Source organism: Variovorax sp. 01T439_2 (assembly GCF_056398445.1).
The window spans coordinates 1-12186 of the sequence record NZ_JBFTPJ010000053.1; the positions used below are offsets into that span (position 1 = coordinate 1).

Genomic DNA, 12186 nt, shown 5'->3' on the forward strand with positions numbered 1-12186 from the left:
TCTTCTATGAGCGCAGCGACGTGCATTTCGCGAGCCTGCATGGCGATCCGCTGACCGACTATCCCTACTACCTGGGCCATGCCGACGAGCGCGGCGCGGGCGCCGGGCTCGGCTTCAACCACAACCTGCCGCTCGCGCGCGGCACCGGCTTCGCCGTCTTCTATGAGCGCAGCGACGTGCATTTCGCGAGCCTGCATGGCGATCCGCTGACCGACTATCCCTACTACCTGGGCCATGCCGACGAGCGCGGCGCGGGCGCCGGGCTCGGCTTCAACCACAACCTGCCGCTCGCGCGCGGCACCGGCTTCGCCGCATGGCGCGCGGCGCTGAAGGCCGCGCTCGACGGCATTGCCGCGGTGCGCGCGGGCGCGCTGGTGGTGTCGCTCGGCGTCGACACCTTCGAAGGCGACCCGGTCGCGGGCTTCCGGCTCCGGAGCGACGACTACCTGCGCATGGGCGAAGACCTGGCGCGCGCCGGCCTGCCGACGGTGTTCGTGTTCGAGGGCGGCTACGCGGTGGCCGAGGTGGGTGTCAACGCGGTCAACGTGCTGCAGGGATTCGAGCAGCAGGCCGCGGGCTGAGCCGCAGGCGACAGCAGTCGGGTGAGCACCGATTGCCGCCGCGCCAAGGGCAGGGCCCAATGCGCCCTTTGCTTTTTTCCCGTTCCAGGAACCCGCCACCATGTCCCGCCGATCCCTTTTCCGTGCCGCCACGCTCGCTGCAGCCTGCGGGCTTCTTCTTTCTCCGCTGGCGGCGCTCGCGCAGGCCTTTCCCTCCAAGCCGGTCAAGCTGGTCATCGCCTTCCCCGCGGGCGGGCCCACCGACATCACGATGCGCCAGCTGGCCGACAACGCCAGCAAGATCCTCGGCCAGCCCGTCATCATCGACAACAAGCCCGGCGCCGGCGGCACCCTGCCCGCGCAGGCGCTGCAGACCGCGCAGCCCGACGGCTACACCGTCGCGCAGATCCCGCTCGGCGTGTTCCGCCTCGGCTACACCACCAAGATCAACTGGGATCCGCTCAAGGACATCAGCTACGTGCTCAACGTCACGGGCTATGCCTTCGGCATCGTGGTGCCGGCCGACAGCCCGTTCAAGACCTGGGCCGACTTCGTCGCCTACGCCAAGGCCAACCCCGGCAGGCTCACCTACGGCTCCACCGGCAACCTCACGAGCCCGCATCTCACGACCGAGCTGATCGCGCAGAAGGCCGGCATCCAGCTGCAGCACGTGCCCTACAAGGGCAGCGCCGACCTCATGCTCGCGGTGGTCAGCGGCCAGCTGATGGCGGCCGCCGACAGCACCGGCTTTGCGCCGCAGGTGGAGGCCGGCAAGCTGCGCGTGCTCAACACCTGGGGCGAGAAGCGCCTCGCCAAGTTCCCCGACGCCCCGACGCTGAAGGAACTGGGCTACGACATCGTGCAGAACTCGCCCTTCGGCATCGGCGCTCCCAAGGGCACGCCGCCCGAGGTGGTGAAGAAGCTGCACGACGCCTTCAAGCAGGCGATGGAAGAGCCGAGCTACGTGGCGTCGCTCGGCCGCTACGACATGCTGCCCAACTACATGAGCTCGGCGGCCTACACCAAGTTTGCACAGGACACGGTGGTGCGCGAGAAGGCGGTGATCGAGAAGCTGGGGCTGGCGAAGGAGAAGTGAGCCGGCTTGCAGGGATGGCGCGACGGGCCGGTCAGCGCGCCGACAGCACCGCGCGCGCCGCCTCGGCAAAGCCCGCGCCGCGCTCGCCCTCGGTCACGTAGCGCGGCAGGTGCTCCAGCTGCGGCACGAAGCGCGCGACGTTTGCCACGCCGATGCTGCTCGCGAAGGTGCGGAACATGAGCTGGTCGTTGGTGGAGTCGCCCACGTAGGCCCAGCGGTCGAGTTCGTCGTCGAGCGTTCGGCCCCAGAGCTCGCGCACGATCCAGCGTGCGCCTTCGAGCTTGTCGTTGTCGCCGTACCAGCCGTTGATGTGGATGCTGCTCACGGTGGCGTGCATGCCTTCGCTGCGCATCAGCGCGACGACCTGTGCGATGGTTTCTTCGCCCAGCTGCACGAACTCGCTGTGGTCGATGGCGATGTCGGTCTCGCGGCCCGGTGAATCGGTGGCGCGCTGCGCGCCCGGGATCTCGCGCTCGATGCGCGCCAGCACGGCCTGCATGCGCTCGAAGTTGGCGGTGCGCGTGGGCGCATCCTGCATGTAGCGCTTCTCGATCCTGCCATCGGCCGCGGGCAGCAGCGCCACCGCGCCGTTCTCCGCCACGATCGCATCGACCGGCCAGGTGTTGACGAAGGGCAGGCTCCAGCCGACGGGCCGGCCCGTGATCGCCACGATGGCAAGGCCCGCGGCCTTGAGAGCGCCGAGGGCCTGCAGTGCATCGGGCGTGATCGCGCCCTCGGTGGTGAGCGTGTCGTCGATGTCGGTGAACACGCCGGCGAGCGCATGGCGCGTGGGCGCGGCCCAGCGGTCCAGCGGCAGCAGGTGGGTGGGCGAGGGCGGAAGGGAAGTCGGCGAGGGCATGGCGGGCGGGCAATCTCTGCAGAGCCCGTGATCGTACCGGCGGTTTCGTGTAGCATCCCGCCCCCGCCGCGCGTTCACGCCGGCGCGGCGCTTTTTTTCCATGCCCCACATCCTCGTCGACCAACTCCTCAAGAGCTACCGCATCTCCGAGCGCGACCCGGGCGTGATGGGCGCGCTGCGCGGCCTCGTGCGGCGCCGCCACCGCACGGTGCAGGCGCTGTCGGGCGTGTCGTTCTCGCTCGAGCGCGGCGAGCTGCTGGGCTTCATCGGGCCGAACGGCGCGGGCAAGTCGACCACCATCAAGATCCTCTCGGGCATCCTGCGGGCCGACGGCGGGCGCGTGGAGATCGACGGGCGCGATCCCTTTGCAGACCGCGAGCGGCACGTGGCGCGCATCGGCGTGGTCTTCGGCCAGCGCACGCAGCTGTGGTGGGACCTGCCGGTGGGCGACGGCTTCGACCTGCTGCGCGACATCTATCGCGTCGAGCCGGCGCGCTATCGGCGCACGCGCGACGAACTGGTCGCGCTGCTGAACCTGGAGCGCGTGCTCGGCCAGCCGGTGCGCCAGCTCTCGCTGGGCCAGCGCATGCGCGCAGAGATCGCGGCGGCGCTGCTGCACGAGCCCGACATTTTGTTTCTCGACGAGCCGACCATCGGCCTCGACGCACCCTCGAAGCTCGCGGTGCGCGACTTCGTGCGCCGCGCCAACCGCGAGCGCGGCACCACCGTGCTGCTGACCACGCACGACATGCACGACATCGAGGCGCTGGCCGAGCGCGTGATCGTCATCGGCCATGGCCGCGTGCTGGCCGACAGCCCGGTCGAGGCGCTGCGCGCGCAGGTGATGGCCGAGCGCCGGCTGGTGGTCGACTTTGCGCAGGACGCGGCGCTGCCCGACCAGGTGCCCGGCGCCACGGTGCACATGCGCAACGGCCAGACGCTGGTGCTCGACTTCGATCCCGCGCTGACCTCCGCCCCCGCGCTGATCGCACGCATCGCGGCCGAACACGCGGTGGAAGACATCCGCCTCGAAGGCATGGCCATCGAGGCCGTGATCGCGCGCTTCTATGCCATGCACGGAGCGGCCGAAGCGTGAGCCCGCGCGAGCTGCTGCGCCCCTATGCCGCGGCCTTCGTGTCGCGCTTCATGCAGATGCTGCAGTACCGCACGGCGGCGCTCGCCGGCTTTGCCACGCAGTGCTGGTGGGGCGGCATCAAGGTGATGGTGTTCGCGGCGTTCTACGGCGGCAGCGCCGCCGCAGGCGCGGCGTCGCCGATGTCGCTCGCCCAGGCCGTCAGCTACACCTGGCTCGCGCAAGGCCTGCTGGTGCTGCTGCCCTGGCTCGGCGACCCCGAGGTGGCGCAGGCCGTGCGCACCGGCGCGGTCGCCTACGACCGTTTGCGGCCGGTGGATGCGTACGCACTGTGGTTCGCGCGCAGCGCCGGCTGGATCGCAGCGCGGCTGCTGCCGCGGGTGGCGCTGATGGCGGCCTTCGCGGCGGTCGCGCTGCCGCTGGCGGGGCTCGGCGAATGGGCCTGGCAGCCGCCCGCGAATGCGGTGGCCGGCCTGGCGTTCCTGCTGTCGATCGGGCTCGCGCTGCTGCTGTCCACCGCGATGGTGATGCTGCTCAACGTGGCGGCCACGGCGGCGCTCAACGAGCGCGGCATCAGCGCGGTGGCCACCCCCGTGGTCATCGTGTTCTCGGGCAACCTGCTGCCGCTGGCGCTGCTGCCCGACGCTTGGCAGGCCGCGCTGCTGGTGCAGCCGCTGGCGGGGCTGTTCGACATTCCGGCGCGGCTGTACTTCGGGCAGCTGAGCGGCTGGCATGCCATGGGTGCGTTGGGGCTGCAGTGCTTCTGGATCGCTCTGCTGGTCGCGTTCGGGCGCCTCGCGATGGGGCGCACGATGCGCAGTCTGCAGGTGCAGGGTGGCTAGGGTGACTTGTTGTTTCCTTGCTGCGCGCCGTCGTTCAGAGCGCGCTCCCGCCGACGGGGTACCTTGCTCCGCGAATGTCCCCCGGCCTGCGGCCTCCTCCTTTATTTCGCTGCGCAAGGCACCCCATCGACGGGAGCGTTGGGCAGTGCGGTCGTTGATCGATCAGCACAACGACCGCGCTAGGTGTGCACAGGACACTGGGTGCTTCCCGCAGCGAAATCAAGGAGGAGGGCGAAGCCCGGGGGACATTCGCGGAGGGAAGTACCCGGTGGCCTGCGCACGTGCCCTGAACAGCGGCGAGGGCCACTGAAGATGGGCGCCCTCCCTCTCTTCTTCCGCCTCATGGCCGCCTCCATCAGCGGCCAGGCCAGGTACCCGGCGTCCGCCCTGCTGCTGACCCTGGGCCAGTTCCTCGGCACAGGCATCGAGGTGGTTGCCGTCTGGGCGCTGTTCCATCGCTTCGGCGAAGTGCAGGGCTGGGCCATCGGCGAAGTGGCGCTGTTCTACGGTCTGGTCAACTGCATGTTCGCGATTGCCGACGCGCTGGGGCGCGGCTTCGACGTGCTCGGCACCGAGTTCCTGCGCACCGGCACTTTCGACCGGTTGTTGCTGCGCCCCCGCCCGCTGGCGTTGCAGCTCATGGGCCACGACGTGCGCATCAGCCGCCTGGGCCGTCTGCTGCAGGGCCTGCTCGTGCTGGTCTTCGCAACCGTGCAGGCCGACATCGCATGGACGCCCGGCGCCGTGGCCGTCGCGCTGTTCGCCATGGCCGGCGGCATCGCGCTGTTCCTCGGCATCCTGGTGCTGCAGGGCACGCTGTCGTTCTGGACCGTCGAGAGCCTGGAGATCGCCAACGTGCTCACCTACGGTGGCGTGCAGGCGGCGCAGTACCCGCTGGCGCTCTATGCGCAGTGGTTCCGGCGCGTGCTGACCTTCATCGTACCGCTGGCCTGCGTGGCGTACTACCCGGCGCTCGTGATCCTCGGCAAGCCGGATCCGCTGGGCGCGCCCGCCTGGGTGGGCATGGTGTCGCCGCTCGCAGGCTTCGCGTTCCTCGCGGCGGCTTTCGGCGCATGGCGCATCGGGCTGCGCCACTACGCCTCGACGGGCAGCTGAGCCCGCGTCAGCCCGCGTTCTGCAGCGCCAGCCCCGCGTGCTCCCGCAGCGGATGGAAATGGATCTTCGGAAAGCGCTCCTGCGCCAGCCGCACGTCGTAGGGCGAAGTGCACAGGAAGGCCAGCGTATCGGCCGCGTCCTTGGCCATGCGCTGCGGGTACGCGTTGACGAACTCGCGCAGCTCGGCCGGCGAATCGGCGGTGATCCAGCGTGCGCCGGTGTACTGGCAGCCTTCGAGCCGCACGTCGGCGTCGTACTCGGCCTTCAGGCGGTGCTGCACCACCTCGAACTGCAGCTGCCCGACGGCGCCCAGCAGCATCGGCCCGCCGATCTCGGGGCGGAACACTTGAATGGCGCCTTCCTCTCCGAGCTGGGCCAGGCCCTGCTGCAGCTGCTTGGTGCGCAGCGGGTTCTTCAGGATCACCGTCATGAACAGCTCGGGTGCAAAGAAGGGCAGGCCGGTGAACTGCAGGCTCGCGCCGTCGGTGATGGTGTCGCCCAGCTGCACGCCGCCGTGCGTGGTGAAGCCCACGATGTCGCCGGCGTAGGCCTCCTCGACCGCCTCGCGGCGCTGGCTCATGAAGGTCACGACGCTGGTCGGCCGCAGTTCCTTCGACGTGCGCTGCACCTTGAGCTTCATGCCCGGCGTGTACTTGCCCGACGCCATGCGCACGAAGGCGATGCGGTCGCGGTGATTGGCGTCCATGTTGGCCTGCACCTTGAACACCACGCCCGCGAAGTCCCGGTCCTCGGGCTGGATCTCCTTCACCACGGGCTGGCGGTTGACCATCGTGGTGCTGGTGCGCGACTGCGGGGAGGGCGCAAGGTCGACCAGCGCGTCGAGCACCTCCATCACGCCGAAGTTGTTCACGCCGGAGCCGAAGAACACCGGCGTCTGCTTGCCGGACAGGAAGGCTTCGCGGTCCCAGGTGGGCGAGGCGCCGGTGGCCAGTTCCATGCTGTCCATGGCGGATTCGAAGTCGGCGCCGAAGCGCTTGGTGAGCGTGTCGCGCTCCGTGAGGGCGATGGTCTCGAAGTCGTGCGGCAGCCGCTCGCTGCCCGACTCGAACACCGTCATCGTCTGCGTGCGCAGGTTCATGATCCCGCGGAAGCTCTTGCCCTGGCCGACCGGCCAGGTCATCGGCACGCACGGCATGCCAAGCTCGCGCTCCACTTCGTCGAGGATGTCGAGCGGCTCGCGCACTTCGCGGTCCATCTTGTTGACGAAGGTGATGATGGGCGTGTCGCGCTGGCGGCAGACCTCGATCAGCCGGCGCGTCTGCGCCTCCACGCCGTTGGCCGCGTCGATCACCATCAGGGCCGAGTCGACCGCCGTGAGCACGCGGTAGGTGTCTTCCGAGAAGTCCTTGTGGCCGGGCGTGTCGAGCAGGTTGATCACGTGGTCGCGGTACAGCATCTGCATGACCGACGAAGCCACCGAAATGCCGCGCTGCTTCTCGATCTCCATCCAGTCGGAGGTGGCGTGGCGCGAGGCCTTGCGCGCCTTCACCGAACCGGCGATCTGGATCGCGCCCGAGAACAGCAGCAGCTTCTCGGTCAGCGTGGTCTTGCCGGCGTCGGGGTGGGAAATGATCGCGAAGGTGCGACGGCGGCGGGTTTCGGAGAGAAAAGACAAGATGGGGCAATCTGCGGGGGGATGGCCCGATTTTAGAAGGCAGCCCCGAGCCGCCTGCCCGACCCGCCGAAAACGCCTTACTTGCGCTGCAGCAGCTTCGTCACTTCATCCACATTGGCCTGGATCCGCTGGCGCACCAGCTCGAACGCATCGGCCTGCGACTTGGCGGCCAGGTTGGCCAGCTCCTTGATGTCGTCGATGGCGCGCTGGAACGACTGGCGGCCGAGCTCGTCGAGCTTGGCGAGGTTGGCCTTGGCATCCTTGCCGGGCATTTCCTTGGCGGCCGTCTGCCATTCGGCGATGGCGCTCTTGATCATCTCGGTCTGCCGCTGCACCACGGTCTGCAGGCCCTGGTAGGACTTCTGGTTCGCCTGCATCAGCGCCTGGAGGTCCTTTTGCCCGCTCTCGAGCAGCTTGCTCGCGCCGCCGGTCAGGTTGAGGTCCTGCAGGCGGTCGGTCATGGCCTTGAGATTCTTCATGGGGTCGAGCATGTCGGCGGCGTCGGGAGCCGCCCGGGTGCTGCTGCTGGCGGTGGTCTTCTTCGCGGCGGCTTTCTTGGCAGTGGCCATGGTGCGGTATCTCCTGTGTCGGGTGAGGAACGGGTGAATGGCAAGGACCGGCGGGCCGGGCCTCGCCACGATACGCCGCGGCAGCCCGCCCGCGGCGCCGCGGCGGCAGGATTTGCCTGCGGGATTTCCCTTGGGCTACATCGGCGGCGCGAAGCCGTTGCGCCCGGCGGTGACGCGCAGCGCCGTGGGCACGCCGTTCCTTTCCTGCGCATTGACCAGCACCTTGGCGCCGGGCACCAGCAGCGCCTCGGTGCCGGGACGGAAGGTCACGACCGGCACGTCGGGCGGCACGATGACGGTTTTTTCGCCGCCCTTGTAGGTCAGCCGCAGCTGCTGCCCGCCGCGCACGGTTTTCGGCGCCGCGGCCAGGTCGGCCACGGTGGCGTTGGTCATGGTGCTCTGCGGCAGCAGGTCCCAGGGGCGGTGGCCTTCGCCGGTGCCGCGCGCGGCCTCGGGGAACACCACCACCTCGAGCGCCTTCTGCGTGCCGTCGGCCTGCGGCATGGCGGCGGTGCCGATGAAGCTGCCCTGCCTGATGTCGGACAGCTTGATCGGGTAGACCTCCGACACGGCCATGTCGGCCGGCCGCGCCAGGCTGACGACCTCGCCGCCGCGGTCCTGGACCACGAGGGCCTTGGCGTCGACGCGCACGATGGTGCCGCGGATGCGCACCGGATCGGAGGCGGCCTGCGCAGAGGCCGGGACCGGCGCGCCGGCGGCAAGAAGAAGGAAGGCGGCCGAGGCCAGCAGGGCAGGGGCAGTGGAGAGTCTGGACAAGCGCATGGGTGGAACTTCCGGGATTGGGGTCAAGTCAATGTACGCCCCGGATGCGAATTGCGCTTTCCGGCATGTGGGATGCCCCGGCGGTTGGCTCGCCTTGGCGCCCCGTCTACAATCCGCGGTTCCGAGGAGCGTTGCAGCGCCGCCAGGCGTGAGGCTCGGACCACATCGCAACCACGCTCACCCGCTGTTCTCGCGGTGAGTCTTTTCCCCGAACGCAGTGGCACCTTTCAAACTAGCTTTGTTGGAGTTCTCATGAGCGCTGTTCTCAAGCCCACCCCCGTTTCCACCGCCGACCAGGCGATTGCCGACCTTTCCCTGGCCGCCTGGGGCCGCAAGGAAATCAAGATCGCGGAAACCGAAATGCCCGGCCTGATGGCCATCCGCGAGGAATTCTCGAAGGCGCAGCCGCTCAAGGGCGCGCGCATCACGGGCTCGCTGCACATGACGATCCAGACGGCCGTGCTGATCGAGACGCTGCAGGCGCTCGGCGCCACCGTGCGCTGGGCTTCGTGCAACATCTTCTCGACGCAGGACCACGCCGCCGCCGCGATTGCCGCCGCCGGCACGCCGGTGTTCGCGATCAAGGGCGAGTCGCTGAAGGACTACTGGGACTACACCCACGCCATCTTCGACTTCGGCCCCAAGGGTTCGCAGGGCGAAGGCCCCAACATGATCCTSGACGACGGCGGCGACGCCACGCTGCTGATGCACCTGGGCCAGCGCGCCGAGAAGGACCTGGGCGTGCTGTCCAAGCCCACCAGCGAGGAAGAACGCATCCTCTACGCGGCCATCAAGGCCAAGCTGGCGGTCGATCCGACCTGGTACACCCGCAAGTCGGCCGAGATCATCGGCGTGACCGAGGAAACGACCACCGGCGTGCACCGCCTGAACGAGATGAGCGCCAAGGGCACGCTGCTGTTCCGCGCCATCAACGTGAACGACTCGGTCACCAAGAGCAAGTTCGACAACCTCTACGGCTGCCGCGAATCGCTGGTGGACGGCATCAAGCGCGCGACCGACGTGATGATCGCCGGCAAGGTGGCCTGCGTGGCCGGCTACGGCGACGTGGGCAAGGGCTCGGCTCAGGCCCTGCGCGCGCTGAGCGCCCAGGTGTGGGTCACCGAAATCGACCCCATCAACGCGCTGCAGGCCGCGATGGAAGGCTACAAGGTCGTCACCATGGAATATGCCGCCGACAAGGCCGACATCTTCGTGACCACCACGGGCAACCGCGACGTGATCCGCCACGAGCACATGGCCGCCATGAAGGACCAGGCGATCGTCTGCAACATCGGCCACTTCGACAACGAGATCGATGTTGCGTCGATCGAGAAGTACGAGTGGGAAGAGATCAAGCCGCAGGTCGACCACATCACCTTCCCCGACGGCAAGAAGATCATCCTCCTGGCCAAGGGCCGCCTCGTGAACCTGGGCTGCGGCACGGGCCATCCGAGCTTCGTGATGTCGTCGTCGTTCGCCAACCAGACCATCGCGCAGATCGAGCTCTTCACCAAGCCCGACGCCTACCAGGCCGGCAAGGTCTACGTGCTGCCCAAGCACCTCGACGAAAAGGTCGCGCGCCTGCACCTGAAGAAGGTCGGCGCGATGCTGACCGAGCTGACGGACGAGCAGGCCGCCTACATCGGCGTGAGCAAGAACGGCCCCTACAAGCCGGACACGTACCGGTACTGATGCGCGCCGACCAATTGCTGGTGGAGCGCGGCCTGGCCGCGTCGCGTTCGCAGGCCGTGCGGCTGATTGCCGGCGGCATGCGCTGGCGCGATGCGGGCAGCGCGGACGCGTGGCGCTCGGTGGTGAAGAACCGCGACGAGGTGCCCGAGTCCGCCGAGGTCGAGCTCGACGACGCGGCCGAGGCGCGCTACGTCTCGCGCGGCGGGCTCAAGCTCGAAGGCGCGCTGGCGGCGAGCGGCGTCAGCGCCGCCGGCAAGCTGTGCCTCGACGTGGGCCAGTCGACCGGCGGCTTCACCGACTGCCTGCTGCAAGCCGGCGCGGCCAAGGTGGTGGGCGTCGACGTCGGCCACGGGCAGCTGCATCCGAAGCTGCGCGAGGACGAGCGCGTGGTGGCCATCGAAGGCGTCAATGCGCGTGCGTTGTCGCCGGACGACCTTCAGGAAGAAGAAGGCGAAGCGCCTTCCGACCTGCGCTTCGACCTGATCGTCGGCGACCTGTCGTTCATCTCGCTCACGCTGGTGCTGCCGGCCGTGGTGCCGTTCCTGGCCGGCGACGGCCAGCTGCTGATGCTCGTCAAGCCGCAGTTCGAGCTGCAGCCGGGGCAGGTCGGCAAGGGCGGCATCGTGCGCGACGCGTCGATGTACGCCGTGGTCGAGAAGCGCCTGCGCGACGCCTGCGAGGCGCTCGGGCTGCGCGTGCTGCGGTGGTTCGACAGYCCGATTGCGGGCGGCGACGGCAACCGCGAGTTTTTCATTCACGCCGTTCGCGCGGACACTGCGAACGGTTCCTAGGAGACGCAGGTGCGCCTTCCATTGAGTTTCGAGTTCTTTCCGACCAAGACGCCCGAAGGCGCGGTCAAGCTGCGCGCGGTGCGCCAGCAGCTGTATGCGCGCAAGCCCGAGTTCTGCTCGGTGACCTACGGCGCGGGCGGCTCCACGCACCAGGGCACTTTCGGCGCGGTGCAGGAGATCCTGTCCGAGGGTGTCGATGCCGCGAGCCACTTCTCGTGCATCGGCGCCACGCGCGCCACCGTGCGCGAGCAGTTGGCCGAGCTCAAGGCGATGGGCGTGAAGCGCCTGGTCGCCCTGCGCGGCGACCTGCCGAGCGGCTACGGCATCGGCGGCGAGTTCCAGTACGCGAGCGACCTCGTGGCCTTCATCCGCGAGGAGACCGGGCGCGATTTCCACATCGAGGTGGCCTGCTACCCCGAGGTGCATCCGCAGGCACGTTCGCCCGAGGCCGACCTGCAGGCCTTCGCCGCCAAGGTGAAGGCCGGCGCCGACTCGGCGATCACGCAGTATTTCTTCAGTCCCGAGGCGTACTTCCGCTTTGTCGACGACAGCCGCAAGCTCGGGCTCGGCCTGCCGATCGTGCCGGGCATCATGCCGATCACCAGCTCGACGCAGCTCATGCGCTTCTCCGATGCCTGCGGCGCCGAGATCCCGCGCTGGATCCGCCTGCGGCTGCAGGGCTTCGGCGACGACACGGCCTCCATCAAGGCCTTCGGACTCGACGTGGTGACCGACCTGTGCGCGCGCCTGCAGGGTGGAGGCGCACCGGCGCTGCACTTCTACACGATGAACCAGTCGGCGGCCACGCTGGCTGTACTGGAGCGCCTCGGTTGAAGGGGTGGCGTCCTGGGGCARGCCATCGGCTGCTCACTTCGCTTCGCGTTGCGCTCGTCGCGGCCACCTGCGTGCTGGCCGGCTGCGCCATGCCGCCGGCCACCGAGGGCGGGCCGGCCGACAAGGAGGACGCCAAGCTGCTGCCCCTGCCGCGCAAGCTGGCGGTGCCGCCGGGCGCCCCGGCCCGCTCGAGCGTGCCTTCGGTGCGCTACGACCTCGCGGTATCGGGAATTGGCGAGGCCGACGACGGCGTGCCCGGGGACAGCGGCCCGCGCGAGATCTTCGAGCGCGGCGGGGCCTCGTGGTACGGCATCC

At 69.1% G+C, this 12186-nt stretch carries 12 protein-coding genes, 1 pseudogene and 1 riboswitch; of the genes and pseudogenes, 9 read left to right on the forward strand and 4 right to left on the reverse strand.

Annotated features, from left to right (window positions below; all coding sequences use genetic code 11):
- Together AC1DOC_RS04430 and AC1DOC_RS04435 are read left to right on the forward strand one after the other, a co-directional pair.
- A partial coding sequence (locus AC1DOC_RS04430; protein ID WP_478129450.1) for an arginase family protein occupies positions 1 to 581 on the forward strand: 581 nt, incomplete at its 5' end.
- 100 nt (positions 582 to 681) lie between these two features.
- Positions 682 to 1656: a tripartite tricarboxylate transporter substrate binding protein gene (locus AC1DOC_RS04435; protein WP_015867452.1), complete on the forward strand. Its 975-nt coding sequence runs from the start codon at positions 682 to 684 to the stop codon at positions 1654 to 1656.
- 31 nt (positions 1657 to 1687) lie between these two features.
- Here the strand turns inward: AC1DOC_RS04435 and AC1DOC_RS04440 are convergent, their stop codons facing one another.
- Entirely contained in the window at positions 1688 to 2515 is an 828-nt protein-coding gene (locus tag AC1DOC_RS04440) for an HAD-IIB family hydrolase (protein ID WP_015867451.1), read from the reverse strand.
- A gap of 100 nt (positions 2516 to 2615) precedes the next feature.
- Here AC1DOC_RS04440 and AC1DOC_RS04445 point away from each other — a divergent pair, with 100 nt between their 5' ends.
- From AC1DOC_RS04445 to AC1DOC_RS04455, 3 genes are all read left to right on the forward strand, one after another.
- Entirely contained in the window at positions 2616 to 3611 is a 996-nt protein-coding gene (locus AC1DOC_RS04445) for an ABC transporter ATP-binding protein (RefSeq protein WP_015867450.1), read from the forward strand.
- The gene (locus AC1DOC_RS04450; RefSeq protein ID WP_015867449.1) at positions 3608 to 4450 is read left to right on the forward strand and encodes an ABC transporter permease; all 843 of its coding nucleotides are present in this window, start codon (positions 3608 to 3610) and stop codon (positions 4448 to 4450) included. The genes AC1DOC_RS04445 and AC1DOC_RS04450 overlap by 4 nt, the downstream gene beginning before the upstream one ends.
- 312 nt (positions 4451 to 4762) lie before the next feature.
- Complete coding sequence (locus tag AC1DOC_RS04455; RefSeq protein WP_015867448.1) at positions 4763 to 5566, forward strand: ABC transporter permease; 804 nt, start codon at positions 4763 to 4765, stop codon at positions 5564 to 5566.
- Positions 5567 to 5573: 7 nt separating this feature from the next.
- Here AC1DOC_RS04455 and AC1DOC_RS04460 read toward each other — a convergent pair whose 3' ends face one another.
- The 3 genes from AC1DOC_RS04460 to AC1DOC_RS04470 form a co-directional block, all read right to left on the reverse strand.
- Entirely contained in the window at positions 5574 to 7202 is a 1629-nt protein-coding gene (locus AC1DOC_RS04460; RefSeq protein ID WP_015867447.1) for a peptide chain release factor 3, read from the reverse strand.
- A gap of 77 nt (positions 7203 to 7279) precedes the next feature.
- The gene (phaP, locus tag AC1DOC_RS04465) at positions 7280 to 7771 is read right to left on the reverse strand and encodes a TIGR01841 family phasin (RefSeq protein WP_015867446.1); all 492 of its coding nucleotides are present in this window, start codon (positions 7769 to 7771) and stop codon (positions 7280 to 7282) included.
- A 135-nt stretch (positions 7772 to 7906) separates the two neighbouring features.
- On the reverse strand, positions 7907 to 8554 hold the full coding sequence (locus tag AC1DOC_RS04470) for a hypothetical protein (RefSeq protein WP_015867445.1): 648 nt from the start codon (positions 8552 to 8554) through the stop codon (positions 7907 to 7909).
- 117 nt (positions 8555 to 8671) lie between these two features.
- Positions 8672 to 8740, forward strand: a riboswitch (S-adenosyl-L-homocysteine riboswitch).
- A gap of 66 nt (positions 8741 to 8806) precedes the next feature.
- Here AC1DOC_RS04470 and ahcY point away from each other — a divergent pair.
- The 4 genes and pseudogenes from ahcY to AC1DOC_RS04490 form a co-directional block, all read left to right on the forward strand.
- A complete protein-coding gene (ahcY, locus tag AC1DOC_RS04475; RefSeq protein WP_015867444.1) occupies positions 8807 to 10246 on the forward strand; it encodes an adenosylhomocysteinase in 1440 nt (479 codons plus the stop codon).
- Positions 10246 to 11037, forward strand: a complete 792-nt coding sequence (locus AC1DOC_RS04480) for a TlyA family RNA methyltransferase (protein WP_015867443.1) — start codon at positions 10246 to 10248, stop codon at positions 11035 to 11037. Before ahcY ends, AC1DOC_RS04480 begins: the two co-directional genes overlap by 1 nt.
- Positions 11038 to 11046: 9 nt before the next feature.
- Complete coding sequence (gene metF / locus AC1DOC_RS04485) at positions 11047 to 11871, forward strand: methylenetetrahydrofolate reductase [NAD(P)H] (protein WP_015867442.1); 825 nt, start codon at positions 11047 to 11049, stop codon at positions 11869 to 11871.
- 89 nt (positions 11872 to 11960) lie between these two features.
- Positions 11961 to 12186: pseudogene (locus AC1DOC_RS04490) on the forward strand (septal ring lytic transglycosylase RlpA family protein); the annotation flags it as partial.

Coding starts and splice junctions, on each gene's coding strand:
- AC1DOC_RS04445 (WP_015867450.1), top strand. CDS start 2,616: ATGCCCCACATCCTCGTCGACCAACTCCTCAAGAGCTACCGCATCTCC.
- AC1DOC_RS04440 (WP_015867451.1), bottom strand. CDS start 2,515: ATGCCCTCGCCGACTTCCCTTCCGCCCTCGCCCACCCACCTGCTGCCG.
- AC1DOC_RS04470 (WP_015867445.1), bottom strand. CDS start 8,554: ATGCGCTTGTCCAGACTCTCCACTGCCCCTGCCCTGCTGGCCTCGGCC.
- phaP (WP_015867446.1), bottom strand. CDS start 7,771: ATGGCCACTGCCAAGAAAGCCGCCGCGAAGAAGACCACCGCCAGCAGC.
- AC1DOC_RS04435 (WP_015867452.1), top strand. CDS start 682: ATGTCCCGCCGATCCCTTTTCCGTGCCGCCACGCTCGCTGCAGCCTGC.
- AC1DOC_RS04455 (WP_015867448.1), top strand. CDS start 4,763: ATGGGCGCCCTCCCTCTCTTCTTCCGCCTCATGGCCGCCTCCATCAGC.